This window comes from Streptomyces sp. NPDC023573 (assembly GCF_055559735.1).
This window is the reverse complement of sequence record NZ_JBVHKB010000006.1, coordinates 209,286-224,635: the sequence shown is the minus strand read 5'-3', so window position 1 is coordinate 224,635 and position 15,350 is coordinate 209,286. Positions and strand designations below refer to the sequence as shown.

14 protein-coding genes and 1 pseudogene are annotated in these 15,350 nt (G+C 70.7%); 11 read left to right on the top strand and 4 right to left on the bottom strand.

Annotated elements, in window-relative coordinates:
- Nucleotides 1-116: 116 nt before the first annotated feature.
- Entirely contained in the window at nucleotides 117-881 is a 765-nt protein-coding gene (locus tag ACZ32T_RS21070) for a GntR family transcriptional regulator (RefSeq protein WP_467368283.1), read from the bottom strand.
- 342 nt (nucleotides 882-1,223) lie between these two features.
- Between ACZ32T_RS21070 and ACZ32T_RS21065 the strand changes: the two genes are divergently transcribed.
- A complete protein-coding gene (locus ACZ32T_RS21065) occupies nucleotides 1,224-2,852 on the top strand; it encodes a chitobiase/beta-hexosaminidase C-terminal domain-containing protein (RefSeq protein WP_467368281.1) in 1,629 nt (542 codons plus the stop codon).
- A gap of 227 nt (nucleotides 2,853-3,079) precedes the next feature.
- Here ACZ32T_RS21065 and ACZ32T_RS21060 read toward each other — a convergent pair whose 3' ends face one another.
- On the bottom strand, nucleotides 3,080-3,448 hold the full coding sequence (locus tag ACZ32T_RS21060) for a hypothetical protein (RefSeq protein ID WP_467368279.1): 369 nt from the start codon (nucleotides 3,446-3,448) through the stop codon (nucleotides 3,080-3,082).
- 196 nt (nucleotides 3,449-3,644) lie between these two features.
- Between ACZ32T_RS21060 and ACZ32T_RS21055 the strand changes: the two genes are divergently transcribed.
- The gene (locus ACZ32T_RS21055; protein ID WP_467267160.1) at nucleotides 3,645-3,905 is read left to right on the top strand and encodes a hypothetical protein; all 261 of its coding nucleotides are present in this window, start codon (nucleotides 3,645-3,647) and stop codon (nucleotides 3,903-3,905) included.
- Between the two features lie 389 nt (nucleotides 3,906-4,294).
- Here ACZ32T_RS21055 and ACZ32T_RS21050 read toward each other — a convergent pair whose 3' ends face one another.
- Entirely contained in the window at nucleotides 4,295-4,852 is a 558-nt protein-coding gene (locus ACZ32T_RS21050; RefSeq protein ID WP_467267158.1) for a DUF2165 domain-containing protein, read from the bottom strand.
- 492 nt (nucleotides 4,853-5,344) lie between these two features.
- Here ACZ32T_RS21050 and ACZ32T_RS21045 point away from each other — a divergent pair, with 492 nt between their 5' ends.
- Both ACZ32T_RS21045 and ACZ32T_RS21040 read left to right on the top strand, forming a co-directional pair.
- On the top strand, nucleotides 5,345-5,863 hold the full coding sequence (locus ACZ32T_RS21045) for a lytic polysaccharide monooxygenase auxiliary activity family 9 protein (protein WP_467368277.1): 519 nt from the start codon (nucleotides 5,345-5,347) through the stop codon (nucleotides 5,861-5,863).
- A gap of 157 nt (nucleotides 5,864-6,020) precedes the next feature.
- A pseudogene (locus ACZ32T_RS21040) lies at nucleotides 6,021-6,219 on the top strand (FAD-dependent monooxygenase); the annotation flags it as partial.
- A 208-nt stretch (nucleotides 6,220-6,427) separates the two neighbouring features.
- Here ACZ32T_RS21040 and ACZ32T_RS21035 read toward each other — a convergent pair.
- A complete protein-coding gene (locus ACZ32T_RS21035; RefSeq protein ID WP_467368275.1) occupies nucleotides 6,428-7,210 on the bottom strand; it encodes a DeoR/GlpR family DNA-binding transcription regulator in 783 nt (260 codons plus the stop codon).
- A gap of 270 nt (nucleotides 7,211-7,480) precedes the next feature.
- Here ACZ32T_RS21035 and ACZ32T_RS21030 point away from each other — a divergent pair, with 270 nt between their 5' ends.
- From ACZ32T_RS21030 to ACZ32T_RS21000, 7 genes are read left to right on the top strand one after another with little or no spacing between them, the layout of a single operon-like run.
- Nucleotides 7,481-8,548, top strand: a complete 1,068-nt coding sequence (locus ACZ32T_RS21030) for an ABC transporter substrate-binding protein (protein WP_467368273.1) — start codon at nucleotides 7,481-7,483, stop codon at nucleotides 8,546-8,548.
- Between the two features lie 33 nt (nucleotides 8,549-8,581).
- The gene (locus ACZ32T_RS21025) at nucleotides 8,582-9,430 is read left to right on the top strand and encodes an ATP-binding cassette domain-containing protein (RefSeq protein WP_467267153.1); all 849 of its coding nucleotides are present in this window, start codon (nucleotides 8,582-8,584) and stop codon (nucleotides 9,428-9,430) included.
- The gene (locus ACZ32T_RS21020) at nucleotides 9,427-10,677 is read left to right on the top strand and encodes a sugar ABC transporter permease (protein WP_467368271.1); all 1,251 of its coding nucleotides are present in this window, start codon (nucleotides 9,427-9,429) and stop codon (nucleotides 10,675-10,677) included. The genes ACZ32T_RS21025 and ACZ32T_RS21020 overlap by 4 nt, the downstream gene beginning before the upstream one ends.
- A 3-nt stretch (nucleotides 10,678-10,680) precedes the next feature.
- The gene (locus ACZ32T_RS21015) at nucleotides 10,681-12,192 is read left to right on the top strand and encodes an FGGY family carbohydrate kinase (RefSeq protein ID WP_467368269.1); all 1,512 of its coding nucleotides are present in this window, start codon (nucleotides 10,681-10,683) and stop codon (nucleotides 12,190-12,192) included.
- On the top strand, nucleotides 12,189-13,685 hold the full coding sequence (locus tag ACZ32T_RS21010) for an FGGY-family carbohydrate kinase (protein WP_467368267.1): 1,497 nt from the start codon (nucleotides 12,189-12,191) through the stop codon (nucleotides 13,683-13,685). The genes ACZ32T_RS21015 and ACZ32T_RS21010 overlap by 4 nt, the downstream gene beginning before the upstream one ends.
- Entirely contained in the window at nucleotides 13,682-14,305 is a 624-nt protein-coding gene (locus tag ACZ32T_RS21005; RefSeq protein ID WP_467368265.1) for a histidine phosphatase family protein, read from the top strand. The genes ACZ32T_RS21010 and ACZ32T_RS21005 overlap by 4 nt, the downstream gene beginning before the upstream one ends.
- Nucleotides 14,302-15,336: a 2-hydroxyacid dehydrogenase gene (locus ACZ32T_RS21000; RefSeq protein ID WP_467368263.1), complete on the top strand. Its 1,035-nt coding sequence runs from the start codon at nucleotides 14,302-14,304 to the stop codon at nucleotides 15,334-15,336. Before ACZ32T_RS21005 ends, ACZ32T_RS21000 begins: the two co-directional genes overlap by 4 nt.
- Nucleotides 15,337-15,350: the final 14 nt, after the last annotated feature.

Below are 15,350 nucleotides of genomic sequence, written 5' to 3'. Positions count from 1 at the left end.
GCGGGTGACCGGTATCGATCCGCGCAGCAACGGGAAGGTGAACGACCACCCAAGCTTGGACCAGACCCGTTACCTTTCCGTGATACGCATGTCCGGTGGCCCCTCCCGATCCGGCATCAGACGCGCGCGCCCAGCTGCGTCGTGAAGGAGAACCGGTCACCCCGGAACAGGGTCCGCACCCGCTCCAGCGGCAACCCGTCGGCATCCCGCGAGATCCGGTGGAGCAGCAGCATCGGCAGTGCGGGCGGGGTGCCGATCAGCAGCGCCTCGCGGGGGGTGGCCAGCACGGTCTCGATGCGTTCGTCCGCCCCGCCGAAGGTGATCCCGAGCCGGTCGTTGAGGTAGGCGTAGAACGACGAGTCGGGGTCGAACTCCTCACCCAGGTGCGGGACGCGGGCGACGGAGACGTAGGTGCTCTCCAGTCCGACCCGCTCGTCGTCGGCGAGCAGCACCCGCTCCAGGTGCCAGACGGGCTCGCCGCACACGATGCCGGTTTCGGCGGCGAGGGCCTCGGGGCAGGGGAAGCGGTCGAGCCCGATGAGGTGACGGCCGGGCGTGCGGCCCTGGCGGCGTACACCTTCGGTGTAGCTGGCGAGGGAGAGGGGCTGTTCGAGCTTGGGGCCCGCCACGACCGTGCCCCTCCCCTGCCGGCGCAACCGCCCCTCCAGCAGCAGTTCACGCAGCGCCTGCCGTACGGTCTCGCGCGACACGGCGAAGCGCAGGGCGAGGTCGCGCTCCGTGGGAAGGGTGCCACCCTCGCCCAACTCGTCGATCAGAGCGGAGACATGCGCCTTCACCACGTAGTACTTAGGAATACGGCCGTGCTCCGGGATGCCGGAACGGATCGGTGCGCCAGGTGCCTGGTCGGTCGGGAAGTCCACGACATCAATGGTGGCAGAAGCGCCGGCACCACTCCCCCGGCGAACGCGAGACGCGACCACCCTTTCGCCGGCGCGAGAGGAGGGCTTCGCCCGTTGCATCAGGGTGCTATATGCCAGTTCCGTCGGCGGGAGGGGACAGCAGGTCCGGTTCGTCCCGCCCGAAAGGGGGCGAGCCGAGGCCCCTTTCCGCGCAGCCACGGGACCACGGGGCTGCGGAGGTTCATGAGCGCTTCATCGCAGGACCACCGGTGCGTTCCCTCGGCGCTGGTGTGCGCTACCTACCATTCGGTTCAGACCGGTTACCACTTCGTTATGGTGACCGCACCACCGACAGGACCTCTCGTGAGATTCGCCAAGTTCACCCCGCTCGCGATTGCCGCGGTGTCCGCCGCGCTCCTCGCTCCGGCTCTCGCACACGCCGACACGCGGTCCGCGAACCGCGCACTCGACGCACCCACCCTCAGCGTGCCGGGCGGTCGCTACCAGAAGGCCGTCTCCATCACGCTGAAGTCCGAGCGGGGTACCACCGTCCGCTACACGCTCGACGGGACCACCCCCACGCACAGGAGCCGCGCGTACGTCCCGGGAAAGCCGCTGCTCATCCGCAAGGACACCAACGTCACCGCCGCCGCTTTCGACGGGCAGCAGGCGAGCCCCGCCGTCTCGTACGGCTACCTCATCAGGAGCAAGGAGCAGCCGGTCGCCGAGATCGTGGTCATGTCCGACGTGCACACGGGCAGCCACGCGGACGGCGACGCGCGCTACAAGAGCTTCTTCGACACCATCGGCTCGATCTTTCCGCGGCCCGACGCGATCCTGTCGAACGGCGACATGATCAACGACAACGGTGACGGCCGGGGTCCCGACCACAAGGCCGTGGCGGAGATCTTCCAGGCGAACCTGGCCCGCAAGGGGATGACCGACACTCAGCTCCTCGTCTCCAACGGCAACCACGATGCCGGCCTCGCCGCGATACGCGCCGGCTACCCGCGAGAGTGGTTCCCGGACAACGGTGGCGGCCACTACGAGTCGAGCATCAACGGCGTCCACCTCTTCACCATCAACACCGAGACGTACAACTCCGACACGGCGCAGCGCACCTGGCTCAAGGGCAGGCTCGCGGAGATCACCGCCGACCCGGCCCGCCGCAACGAGCCGATCCTCATCCAGGGCCACCGTCCGGCGCCCGGCACCGTGATGGACGGCCAGCAGTCGTCCAACCCGCTGCTGACGAAGGACCTGGCGGCCTTCCCTCAGGCCGTCTACTTCAGCGGCCACTCCCATCTCAACATCAACGACGAACGGTCGATCGCACAGCAGGACTTCACCGCCGTCAACGACGGTTCGATGTCCTACGTCGAAGTCGACCACGGCTATCAGGCGGTCACCGGGACCGGCCTCGCCGACCGCTTCGAGGCGACCACCGCCCAGGCCCTCTTCGTCGAGGTCTACAAGGACCGCACGGAGATCGCACGCGTCAACATGGCCGCCGACAAGCACGACATCTACCAGGGCGGGGTGTGGTCGGCGAACCCGCTGCCTCCGTACGCCAGCGCCGGGACGCTGAGCGGGCCGACCTGGACCGTGCAGCTCAAGGGCAGCACCGACCAGGAGATCAAGAACAACTTCCGGTACACCGGTGCCGCCCGGAACACCGTGGCACCCGCCTTCACGTCGCGCACTCCCCTGAAGGCGGTCACGGCCGCCAGCGGCGACACGGCACTGCGGGTCCAGCAGGCCGCGGACGACCAGATGGTCCACCACTACGACGTGGACATCACCAACAGGGCCACCGGTGCGAAGGTCCTCTCCGCCAAGGTCCTTTCCGAGTACTACTTCATGCCCCGTCCCAACACCCTCGACGTCCCCGTTCCCACCGGTGCCGCCGGCACCTCGTACACCGCTCGGGTCATCGCCGTCGACGCGTACGGCAACGCCTCCCCCACGGCCTCGCTGACCTTCGACCGCTGACCCCGGGAGCGGCCTCGGCGAAGACACGCACCGGCGACTCGTGGCCGAAGTGAAGAGCACACGTCGGGATACGGGGGCCTTCGCCGTCGGTCAGCCGGAACGCCTCGACTGACTGACGTGCGGGCGCAGAGCAGGGTTTACCGGCCGGGACCCGGCCCGGCCACCGGGCGCTGAAGAGGCGAAGCCCCGCGTCGGGCGGTAGGGGCACACCACGCGGGTCCCCGTGATCAGGAGGCCGTGAGGGACACGGCGTCGACGGTCCAGAACCAGTTGTTTCCCCCGGTGTAGCGGAAACGGATACGCGCGGTGGTCGCTCCCGCCGGCACCTGGAGCGTGATGCTCTCGGTCCTCGACGAGGTGTCGGCGGTGTACGTCTTCACGACTACGGGAGTTCCGCCGTCGTGGAAAACGAGGACCTCGCCCTTCTGCGGGGCTTCCTGACGGTAGTACGTGGTGTAACGCAGCACCGCCGTCGAGCCGCCCCGGACCGGCCAGGAGGGCGTCACCAGGGTGGAGTCGAAGGTGCCGCTGCAGCTCTTGTCGACCCACTCGTCGCCGTCGGCGACAGCGAAGACGCGACCCCCACAGGTGTACACAGCGCTCCCCTCACGAGCTCTGGTGATCACCGTCACCCGACGCCTCCCGTGACGGTGACCACGGCTCCTCCACCGCCGCCCTGCCACAACGGAAAGCGGCCCGCCACTCACCCAGCCTCAGGGAGCCGCCTCGTCGTGGAGTCGCAGCCGCACCCCGAAGGCGTGCCCTGCGGGCGGGTGGCGCGTTGTACCGGCCATGAACGTATGCCGAATCTTCTCTGTCGCAACGGCCGGATGCTTCCTGCTGGCCGCGGCCCCCACTGCCCAGGCCGACAATCTCGCCCCGGCACTGACCGACACCGTTCTCACCGCCGGCACCGCCGGCGAGCGGACAGGCACAGCCGCCCATGGAGTGGCGGAACGGACCGGAGTCGCGAAGAAGGTCCCGGCGGTGATGGGCCTCGTGCAGAAGGGGGCCGACGCGGTGGCGGCGCGCGACGGGGCGACCAGCACCTGATCACCGCGCATCTTCGAACGCAAGGTGTTGTGTGACGGGCACGGGGCTCTGGGATGGACGTTCGGCCAGCCTGCTGCCGACTCCTGGCGGCACCGCCTTCGACCACACCGTTGCGGTCGGTGTGCATGTCCTCGAAGATCAGCGGACGAGGGCAGCGACGGTTTCGACCACGTCGTCGAGGCGAGCCTCCACACGCCCTCGGGACGGCTCACCGCGAGGGGCTGCGGCGACCACCTCGACGACGCGGCGATTCGATGCGCGCCGACCCCAGCCGGAGTAGTCTCAGCCCCCTCCCGGCTACTTGGTGTCCAGCTTGCCGTCGCCCACCGAGTACAGCCAAGACACCTGGCCCCTCGCCACAGGCGGTTCCACTGTGGCTGCCGTGGAGGTCACGGAGCGGGTGCGCCACGGTCCCGCCGGCCGGCCCCCAGCACCACCAGCAGAGCAAATCCGCTGAGGACCACATTGCGCGTGGCCGCCTCCAGGCCGTTCCAGTCGTCCGACTGCCACATCGCGAACCACTCGCCGCCGATCGCGAGGAACCCCATACCGAACAGAAGCAGCACCATCACCAGGCCGACGGTGGAGATCTGCCGGGCCCTCGGCCTCCGGCGGGCCCAGAGCCAGGTGCCGGCGAGCAGGACAAGAGCGGCCACGGTCTCCCAGGCGATGATCGCGACGTACGCCGCGTCCTGGAGGGTGCGCGAGGTGACCGCTCGCCACATCAGGTCCTTGTCCTGGAACGTGGTGTCCATCGCCAGCACATGACGCACGAAGTCCCGGTTCGTGCCGAAGTCCGTGATGTTACCGAAGGCGACGAGAGAGACGAGGACTGCGACCGTCGCGGTGAGTAACGCGGCGGCGACCTCGTGTGTTCCGAATAAGCGTGTAGGTGGTGGTGCCGTTCGCCCGGGGGAAGCCGGCGGCGCATCCGATGAATGGCTCATGATCCGACTATGGTCCGGGCGGAGCCCGCTGGGAAGATCCCATGGCAACGTGGGCTTGATCCGCTTCGAAGCAGGCCGACATCGACGCACGCGCCGGGCTCGGCGCCCAGCCGGCGATTGGCCGCTCGAACTGCCCGGTCCGGAGTCCGGCTGCCGGTCGGCCGCACCGGCCGGTGCCAGGACAGCGCGCTCGCGGAGTCGTTCTACTCAGCCATCGAACTCGAACTGCTCGGCACCTCCGCAGACACCCGGCGAATGCCGGGACGGAGGCTTGACACGAACACGCCCGCTTGTATGGTCTAGTCCAACAGAACTCGCCGCTCCGCTTCAGGAGTTGAGCCTTGCCGGTGTCTTTGCACGCCGACGAGGACGGTGAGTGCGCGTGACCTTCGCGCCTCTTGGCCCCCCACCCAGAGGCCGTGCCGGCCCGTGCGGTCATCCCCACACATGACCGCTCATGCCCTGGTGCGGCCTGATGTGAAGGAGTTACGTATGCACGCCAGCAGGAAGACAGCCGCACTGATCGGTGCGGCCCTGGCTCCCGTCATCGCGATCAGTCTGCCCGCCGGTTCGGCGAGCGCCCACGGCTACATCTCGGATCCGCCGAGCCGGCAGGCGCAGTGCGCCGCGGGGACGGTGTCCTGCGGTGACATCACGTACGAGCCGCAGAGCGTCGAAGGGCCGAAGGGCCTGACCAGCTGCAGCGGAGGGAACAGCCGCTTCGCGGAGCTGGACGACGACAGCAAGGGCTGGGCCGTCACCCCGGTCCCGAAGAACGCGACGTTCTCCTGGAAGCTCACCGCTCAGCACTCCACCAGCACCTGGGAGTACTACGTCGGCGGTCAGCAGATCGCCCTGTTCGACGACGGTGGCGCCAAGCCCGGCGCCGTGGTGAACCACGCGGTCGACTTCGGCGGCCTCACCGGGCAGCAGAAGGTGCTCGCCGTGTGGAACGTGGCAGACACCGACAACGCGTTCTACGCCTGCATCGACGTCAACGTCGGCGCCTGACCCATCGAGTGGAGCGAGGCCGGGAGAGCGGCGGCCCCGTCCCGGGTCTGCCCGCCTCCTCCCCCTCAGCGGGAGGGGCTTCCACGACAAGCCCCTCCCGGGCTCCCACTCGCCACGTCCTCGCGCAGCCGGCTCACGGATGCGGCACGTCCCCGAACGCGCCGCGTCCGGCGGGCATACCGAAGTGACCTTCGCCGACGGCACCACCCTCACCACCGGCCTCCTCGTCGGCGCCGACGGTGCCTGGTCCAGGGTCCGGCCGCTGCTCTCGGACGCCATGCCCGCCTACAGGTACAACGTTCGTCGAGACCTACCTCCATGACGTGGACCGGAGCCACGCGTCCACCGCATCTGTCTCGGTGACAACGCCCCCACCAGCTTCATCGACTTCTTCACCGGCGGTCCCCAAGGAGAGGCGGCAGCACAGGGCCGGCTCTGAGGTCCAGGCGCCCTGTCACCGCCGTTTCTCCGATCTCGGCCGGCCCCGCCGCCGTACCAGGACCGGGCCGCGGACGCCACGTCGGGTCGGGTCGGGTCGGGTCGGGTCGCGTCGCGTCGCGTCGGCTACGGCCTTTCCGGACGGGCCACGAGTACCTCGACGCCGTCCGCCTGGAGGGCGTCGAGGTCGAAGGCCGGGATGCCCGAATCGACGACGACGAGGTCGAAGGCGGTCACGGGGGCGAGCTGGTAGAGCCCTCGCCGGCGGAACTTCGTGTGGTCGACCAGCAGGATCTTGCGCGCGCACGCATCCATCAGAGCTCGCTTCACCGCCACCGTCTCCTGCGACTGGTGGTAGCAGTGGCCCCGGGTGATGGCGGTCGTGGAGGCGAAGAGCAGATCGGCGCTGAGACTGGACACGGCGTCCACCGTGCGCAGTCCGAGGAAGGCGTCGTAAGCGGGGTAGTAGGTGCCGCCCAGGGAGATGAGCTCGATGCCCGGGCTGCCGGCCAGCGTCTGGGTGACGGGACCGAAGTTGGTGATGACGGTCAACGGGGCGTGCCGGTCCAGGAGCCGGGTGAGCGCCAGAGCCGTCGTACTGTCGTCGATGACGACCGCCTGGCCGGGCTTGACCAGAGGCAGGGCGGCGCGGGCGATGGCCTCCTTGGCCGTCGTCATGGCGCGGGCACGGTGGCGCACGTCGCCGTGGAAGGCGGTCGAGGGCTGCGCGGTCGCGCCCCCGCGGACCTTTCTCAGCCAGCCCCGGTCCTGGAGGTGGTCGAGGTCCCGGCGGATGGTCATGGCCGTCACGCCCAGCTCGTCCGCCAGTTGCTCGATCCGGACGAAACCCCTGTCCACGACGCGGGCTTTGATCCGCTCCCTCCGCTCGCGGGGTTTCCTTCCGCTCATGTCGGCCGGTTGCCGGTCCTCTGCTCCCACAGACGCTCCTGTTCCTTTTCTGTGAAGTGCACATCTCCTGCAGCCGCTGGAGCCCCCGTTGCTGAACGCGGGCTGTCGGACGGGGTCCGCGTCCCGCGTGCCGGGCCCCGAACTCCGAACGAACATCGAATGCCGGGGATACGGCACAGCAATTGTTCAATTACTGCGGTCCGTTGACACAAATGAAACATCTGAGTTTCCTGAGCGTTGCCTTCAGTGTCGATGCGCAGGGAGTGGAACATGAGAAGACCGGCACGTCTCGCTCTCACCGGCATCCTCGCCATGGGCGCGCTCGTATCGTGCGCGGAGGAGCCCGGCGGCACAGCCGGCCCCGGCGGCAGCGGCCCGGGCAAGGTCGCGTTCCTGATGCCCGACCTCGCCTCCACCCGGTACGAGCAGTACGACGCCCCCCTCTTCAAGAAGCGCATGGGGGCGCTCTGCCAGGAATGCGAGGTCATCTATCAGAACGCCGACAGCGACGCCTCGTTGCAGCAGCAGCAGGCCAACTCGGCGATGGCGCAGGGTGCCGAAGTCATCGTGCTGGACCCGGTCGACTCCGATTCCGCGTCCACCATCGTGCAGACGGCGCATTCCCAGGGCGTCAAGGTGATCGCCTACGACCGCCCGGTGACCAAGAAGGCCGCGGATTTCTATGTCTCGTTCGACAACGAGGCGATCGGTGAATCCATCGGCAGGTCGCTGGTCGGCCGCCTCGAGGAGACGGGAGCGAAGGGCGGACTGCTCCAGGTCAACGGTTCTCCGACCGACGCCGCCGCAGGGCTGATCAAGAAGGGCGTCCACAAGGCGATCGACGACAGCGGATTCGAACTGCTCGCCGAGTACGACACGCCGGACTGGTCACCGGAGAAGGCGCAGCAGTGGGCGAGCGGGCAGATCGCCCAGTACCCCGGCCGGATCGCGGGTGTGGTCGCCGCCAACGACGGCACCGGGGGCGGGGTGATCGCGGCCTTCAAGGGCGCCGAGGTGAAGGTCCCTCCGGTCACGGGCAACGACGCGGAGCTGGCGGCGGTCCAGCGCGTCATCTCGGGTGACCAGTACAACACCATCTCCAAGCCCATCAAGACGGTCGCGGAGGCTGCGGCGGAGGCCGCCCACCAGCTGATGGAGGGTGAGACTCCCAAGGGGGACTCGACGCTCTTCGACACGCCTTCGCAGCTCTTCGAACCGACGGTGGTGACGCGGGAGAACGTCAAGGAGGTCGTCTTCGGCCCCGGCGGGGTGCTCGAGCCCGCGGATGTCTGCACCCGCGTGTACGCCGACGCCTGCCGGCGTCTGGGCATCGAGTAGCGGGGTCCTGAGCCGGAGCGAGAGGGGGTATCCATGACGAGTTCCGCGATCCACGCGGCCTCCGGTTCGCCTGGGGCGGGCCGGGGAGCCGAAGGGACGGCCGTGCTGTCGCTGCGGGGTGTGAGCAAGCAGTTCGGCGCGGTCGCCGCGCTCAGCGGCATCGATCTCGACGTGGCGGCGGGTGAGGTGGTCGCCGTGGTCGGGGACAACGGCGCCGGCAAGTCCACGCTCGTGAAGATCCTCTCCGGGGTGTACGCGCCCGACGCGGGGACGGTCTCCTTCCACGGCAGCGAGGTCTCGTTCGACTCCCCGGGCGCCGCCCACGCGCTGGGCATCGCGACGGTCTACCAGGACCTGGCGCTGTGCGAGAACCTCGATGTGAAGGCGAACCTGTTCCTCGGTCAGGAGCTGCGGCCCTGGATGCTGGACGACGTCGCCATGGAGAAGCGGTCCTGGGAGCTGCTGCGTGAGCTGAGGGCCAGGATTCCCACGCTCGACGTCCCGGTGGCCGCTCTGTCCGGCGGTCAGCGGCAGACGGTGGCGATCGCCCGGGCTCTGCTCGGCCGTCCGGAGGTCGTCCTGCTCGACGAACCGACGGCCGCCCTCGGTGTCGCGCAGACCGCGGAGGTGCTCAACCTCATCGAGCGGCTGAGGGACAAGGGGCTCGGCGTCGTCATGATCAGCCACAACATGGAGGACGTCAGGGCGGTCGCCGACCGGGTGGCGGTGCTGCGGCTCGGGCGCGACAACGGGGTGTTCGACGCGCGGGAGGTCTCCTCCGAGGAGGTCGTCGCCGCGATCACCGGCGCCACCGACAATGCCGTTTCGCAGCGTGCCGCGCGCCGCGCGGTCGCCCCCAGGGAAGAGGAGGGACAGCCGTGACCTCACTCGGTTCTCCGGTGGCGGCGGCCACCGACCCGCAGGACGGGCCTCCGGCGGCACGGCACGGTTTCCGGGACAGCGTCCGCGGCACGGTCCGCCGGGCCCGGGCCGGCGACCTGGGCATGCTGCCGGTCGTCGCCGGTGTCGTGGTGATCTGGACGATCTTCCAGTCGCTGAACCGGACCTTCCTGTCCAGCACCAATCTGGTGAACCTGTCCTTCGACATGGTGTCCCTGGGCGTGATCGCGCTCGGAATCGTGTGCGTCCTGCTGGTCGGCCAGATCGATCTCTCGGTCGGCTCGGTGAGCGGGGTGGCCGCCGCCACCACGGGTGTGGTGATGGTCCGGCACGAGCAGTCGGTGTGGCTGGCGGTCCTGGTCGCGGCCGGCGTCGGCGCGCTGATCGGCTGGGTCTACGGGCAGGTGCTCAACCGCTTCGGCGTGCCCAGCTTCGTCGTCACCCTCGGCGGCCTGCTCGCCTTCCTCGGCACCCAGCTCTGGCTGCTGCGCGGCCAGAACGCCATCAATCTGCCGTACGACTCCGCCCTGGTGAAGTTCGCCCAGGTGTGGTTCGTCCCCGACGCGCTGGCCTACGCCCTCATGCTCCTGGCCGCAGGCGGTTTCCTCGCCGTCGGCCTGGCCCGGTCGCGCAGCCGCCGCCGTGCCGGGCTGTCGTCCGTCTCGCCGCGGTGGCTGGCGGTGCAGGCTCTGGCCCTGGCGGCGGCCCTGCTGTTCGCCGCGTACTACCTGAACCGCACCCGTGGCGTGCCGTGGATGTTCGTGCTCTTCACCGCCTTGGTCCTGGTCCTGCACTACGTCCTCACCCGGACCGGGTTCGGCCGGTCCCTGTACGCGGTGGGCGGCAACGCGGAGGCCGCCCGCAGGGCCGGTATCGACGTACGCGGGGTGTACACCGCGACGTTCGTCATGTGTTCCACACTCGCCGCGACCGGCGGGGTGCTGGCCGCCGCCCGTCTCGCGGCGGCCAACCAGAGCACCGGCACGGCGGACGTGAACCTGAACGCCATCGCCGCGGCGGTGATCGGCGGGACCAGCCTCTTCGGCGGCCGCGGCTCCGCGTTCGCCGCCCTGCTCGGGGTGCTCGTCATCCAGTCGATCTCCAGCGGGCTGACCCTGCTCAATCTCGATTCCTCGTACCGCTTCATCATCACGGGCTGCGTGCTGCTGGTCGCCGTCGCCCTGGACTCCGCCGCCCGCCGTTCGCGGCAGGCACACGGAAGGGGCTGAGGCATGACGTCGCTGGCCATCGACGCGGGCACCACCACGGTCAAGGTGGTCGGATACGGCCCGGACGGGACGGAGCTGACGGCCGGTCACCGGCCGGCGCGGGTGCTGCGGCCCCGGCCCGGTCTGGCGGAGCAGGACATGGGCCAGGTCTGGGAGGCGGTCGTGTCCGCCGTCCGCGAGGTCGTGGCCGCGCTGCCGGAGCCGCCCGACATGGTCGCCGTCACCGGTCAGGGCGACGGGGCGTGGCTCGTCGACGACAGGGGCCGGCCCACCGGGCCCGCCGTGCTGTGGAACGACGGCCGGGCAGCCGACCTGGTCACGGGATGGGAGCGCGACGGCACCCTGGAGCAGGCCTTCAGAATCTGCGGCTCCCGGCTGTCCACCGGTATGCCCAACGCCGTGCTGGCCTGGATGCGGGAGCACGACCCGGACCGGACGCGCCGCTCCCGCCACCTGCTGACCTGCGGCGGCTGGCTCTTCCTGAAGCTCACCGGGGAGGCGGCCGTGGACGAGTCGGAGGCGTCGGCGCCCTTCCTGGACATCGGGCGACGCACCTGGTCCGACCGGCTGTTCGAGTTGTACGGCGTGGAGTGGGCCCGCGAGCTCCTGCCCGAGCTGCGGGACGACGACCACCGTGTGACCGCGCTCAGCGGCGCCGCCGCCGCGGGGACCGGACTGCCCGAGGGCATCCCGGTGGTGCTGGCCCCCTACGACATCTGCGCAACCGCGATCGGGTCCGGCGCCGTCAGCACCGGCCGGGCCTGCACCGTGCTCGGCACCACCCTGTCCACCGAGATCGTCACCGACTCGGCCCGCTGTGTGCTCACCGACGAGCCGGTGGGTATCACCGTCACCCTGGGCGTCCCCGGGCACTATCTGCGCGCCTTCCCCACGATGAGCGGCGGCGACATGCTGCACTGGGGCGCACGGCTGCTCGGGCTCGACTCGGTCGCGGATCTGATGGCACTGGCCGAGCGGGGCGCCGAGGACACGGCCGGAGTGCGGTTCCTCCCCTATGTGTCCTCGGCCGGGGAGCGCGCCCCGTTCTTCGACCCGGGAGCTCGCGGTTCCCTGTCCGGCCTGTCCCTGGACAGCGGCCGGGAGGACGTGGCCCGCGCGGTGGTGGAGGGCGCCACGATGGCCATCCGCGACTGTCTGGCCGCCTCAGCGGCCGCTCCGGAGGTGTTGACCCTCAGCGGGGGCGGTGCCCGGAGCGCGTACTGGACGCGGCTGATCGCGGATGTCACCGGCCTGCCCGTGGCGATCCCCGCCGACGCGGAGACCGGCGCCCGAGGCGCTTGGCTGACCGGCATGGTCGCCACCGGCCGTGAGCCGGACTTCGCGACGGCGACGGCCGGGCACGTGCGGATCTCCGCGACCTGCGAGCCGGACCCGGCCAAGGGCAGGTCCGTGCGTGCCCGTTACGAGGAGTTCGTCCAGCTGCGCGAGCTGCACCGGCCGATCTGGGCGCTCGGGCGCGACAGCGCGGGCATCGTCGGTGGAGCGGGCGCGTGAGCGGCGCCGGCCAGGACGTCTGGCTGGGCGTCGACCTGGGCACCCAGGGGGTCCGCGCGGTCGCCGTGACCTCGGACGGCCGACTGCTCGGGTCGGGGTCCTCGCCGCTGACCAGCAACCGGCGGGGCGAACGCCATGAACAGGACCCGGAGCAGTGGTGGCGCGCGGTCTGCTCGGCCGTGGTGCAGACCTGCGCGGCGGGCGCCGACCCGCGCCGCGTCCGGGCGGTGGCCGTCGACGCGACCTCCGGAACCGTCACGCTGACCGACCGGCACGGCAGGTGCGTCGCCCCCGGCCTCATGTACGACGACGGCCGCGCGACCGTGGAGGCGGAGCAGGTCAACGCGCTCGGCGAGGAGCAGTGGGCCAAGGCCGGCTACCGGCGGATGCAGCGCTCCTGGGGGCTTCCCAAGCTCCGCTGGCTGCTCGACCGCTATCCGCACGCGGTCGCGGACGGCTGGCGCCTCGCGCACCAGAACGACGTGGTCAACCGCAGGCTCGTCGGGCACGAGGTGCCCACGGACACCAGCAACGCCCTCAAGTCCGGGGCCGACGCCGCGGCGGTGTCCTGGCCGGAGAAGGTCTTCGCCGCGCTGGCGATCCCCACCGGGGTGCTGCCCGGGCTGGTGCTGCCCGGCACCGTGATCGGCGAGATCTGCGCCGGCGCCGCGGCGGAGTGCGGACTCGTCCCGGGGACTCCCGTGGTCGCCGGGATGACGGACGGCTGTGCGGCCCAGCTGGGCTCCGGGGCGACCGCGGTGGGCAGCTGGAATTCGGTCCTGGGCACCACGCTCGTGCTCAAGGGTGTCACCGAGGAACTGCTGCACGACCCGGCCGGTGTCGTCTACTCCCACCGCTCGCCCTCCGGCCACTGGCTGCCCGGCGGGGCTTCCAGTACCGGCGCGGGCCTGATCCCCCGGGAGTTCCCCGGCGTCGGACTTGACCTGCTGACCGCCGAGGCGGGGCCTCTGCTGCCCACCGGGCTGCTGCGCTATCCACTGGTCTCACCCGGGGAGCGGTTCCCCTTCGTCGCTCCGGACGCGGTGGCGTTCCGCAGCCGGGAGGCGGCGGGCCGCGCCGAGGACTTCGCCGCGCTGATGCAGGGCGTCGCGTATCTCGAACGCCTCTGCTTCGATTACGTGGACCTGCTCGGCGCCCCCACCGACGGAGCCGTCGTCCTCACCGGCGGCGCGACCCGTAACCCGGTGTGGAACCAGCTCCGCGCCGATGTGCTGCGCCGGCCCGTGTCACTGCCCCGCCATGCCCAGCCCGCCCTCGGCATGGCTGTTCTCGCCGCCTCCGCCTGTGGGTGCGCGGGCGGTCTGGACGGTGCGGCCGCCGCGATGGTGCGGCCCGACCGGGTGCTTGAGCCGCGGGCCTCGGACCGGTCCGCGCATGACGAGGGCTATGTCCGGCTGCTCGGTCTGCTGGTCCAGCGCGGCTGGCTGCCCGAGACCGTCGCGGCACACGCACGAGAAGGGACCGCATCATGAGCCTCCATGTCTTCCTCGTACGTCACGGGGAGAGCGTCTGGCACGCCGAGAACCGCTACGCCGGGATCTCCGACATCGATCTCTCCGAGCACGGCCGTGCCCAGGCCGCCGGGCTCGCCTCCTGGGCGGGCCGGGCTGATCTCACGGCGGTGTGGTCCTCACCGATGCGGCGCTGCCGGCAGACCGCGGAGGGGAGCGCGGCCCGCGCCGGTCTGCCGCTGAATCTCGAACCTCGGCTGCGTGAGCTCGATTTCGGCATCGCCGAGGGGCTGACCCGTGCCGAGATGCGCGAGCGCCTGCCCGGTGCGCTGAAGGCGTTCGAGGCCGACCCGGTGGGGAGCCACTTCCCGGAGGGGGAGGACCCCGTCGCCGTCGGTGAACGCTGTGCCGGCTTCCTCGCCGGTCTGCGCGCCGGTCACCAGGAGGGCCGTGTCCTCGTCGTGGCCCACTCGACCGCCATCCGGCTCGTCCTCTGCCGGCTGCTCGGCATCCCGCTCCGGGACTACCGCCGCGTCTTCCCGTACCTGGCCAACTGCGCGTTGAACGAACTGATCCTCCGAGACGGCACACCCTCGCTGCTGGCGCTGAACCAGCACGTGACCCCGGGAGTATCCGAGTGACCACCATCCTCGCGGCCGGCGACCACTTCGTCCGCAACTCCCTCCTCACCGGCCACCTCAGGCCGGTCGCACCCGAGGCCACCTTCCGTGAACTCACCCTGCCCTGGCCCGTGGAGCCCTTCGGGGCGGTGGCCGAGGTCCACGAGGCATCCGGCACGGAGGACCAGCTCATCGAGGCCCTGGACGGGGTGGACATCTGTGTCACCCAGATGGCACCGCTGACGGAGCGGGTCCTCGGAGCGAGCCCAGGGCTCCGTCTCTTCTGCGTCGGCCGGGGCGGCCCGGTCAACGCCAATCTCGCGGCGGCCACCCGGCACGGTGTCGCGGTCACCTTCGCCCCCGGCCGCAACGCCACCGCCACGGCCGAGCACACGGTCGCCCTGATGCTGGCCGCCACCCGCCGCGTGCCCGCCGTTCATCAGGACCTCACGGCGGGCGTCTGGCGGGGTGACTACTACCGCTACGACAGCGTCGGACCCGAACTGGAGGGCAGCACGGTCGGCATCGTGGGATACGGCGCCATCGGGTCCCGGGTGGCCCGGATCGTCCAGGGTTTCGGCGCGCGCGTCCTGGTCGCCGATCCGTACGCCGACGACGCCGGCCTGGGGCCGGCGGAGCGGGTGGGCCTCCCCGAGCTGATGCGCCGCTCGTCCTTCGTCACCGTGCACGCCCGGGCCACCCCGAAGACCGAGGGTCTGCTCTCCCGTGAGCTGATCGGGCTCATGCCGCCCGGCGGCGTACTCGTCAACTGCGCCCGAGGCTCCCTGCTCGACTACGACGCCGTCTGCGACGCCCTGGACGAGGGCCGCCTCTTCGGCGCGGCCTTCGACGTCTATCCGCAGGAGCCGCTGCCGTCCGGCTCCCGGCTCCGGCGTACCGCCAACGTCGTCATGACCCCGCATCTGGCGGGCGCCAGCAAGCAGACCGCCCACAACGCGTCCGCCCTCGTGGCCGGCGAGGTCGCCCGCTTCCTGGCCGGCCGCGCCCCCGCGCACTGCGCGAATCCGGAGGTGCTGCGGACCTGGTCATGACGGACGTACGAAGG

Coding starts and splice junctions, on each gene's coding strand:
- ACZ32T_RS21055 (WP_467267160.1), top strand. CDS start 3,645: ATGAACGTATGCCGAATCTTCTCTGTCGCAACGGCCGGATGCTTCCTG.
- ACZ32T_RS21050 (WP_467267158.1), bottom strand. CDS start 4,852: ATGAGCCATTCATCGGATGCGCCGCCGGCTTCCCCCGGGCGAACGGCA.
- ACZ32T_RS21045 (WP_467368277.1), top strand. CDS start 5,345: ATGCACGCCAGCAGGAAGACAGCCGCACTGATCGGTGCGGCCCTGGCT.
- ACZ32T_RS21035 (WP_467368275.1), bottom strand. CDS start 7,210: ATGAGCGGAAGGAAACCCCGCGAGCGGAGGGAGCGGATCAAAGCCCGC.
- ACZ32T_RS21030 (WP_467368273.1), top strand. CDS start 7,481: ATGAGAAGACCGGCACGTCTCGCTCTCACCGGCATCCTCGCCATGGGC.
- ACZ32T_RS21025 (WP_467267153.1), top strand. CDS start 8,582: ATGACGAGTTCCGCGATCCACGCGGCCTCCGGTTCGCCTGGGGCGGGC.
- ACZ32T_RS21015 (WP_467368269.1), top strand. CDS start 10,681: ATGACGTCGCTGGCCATCGACGCGGGCACCACCACGGTCAAGGTGGTC.
- ACZ32T_RS21005 (WP_467368265.1), top strand. CDS start 13,682: ATGAGCCTCCATGTCTTCCTCGTACGTCACGGGGAGAGCGTCTGGCAC.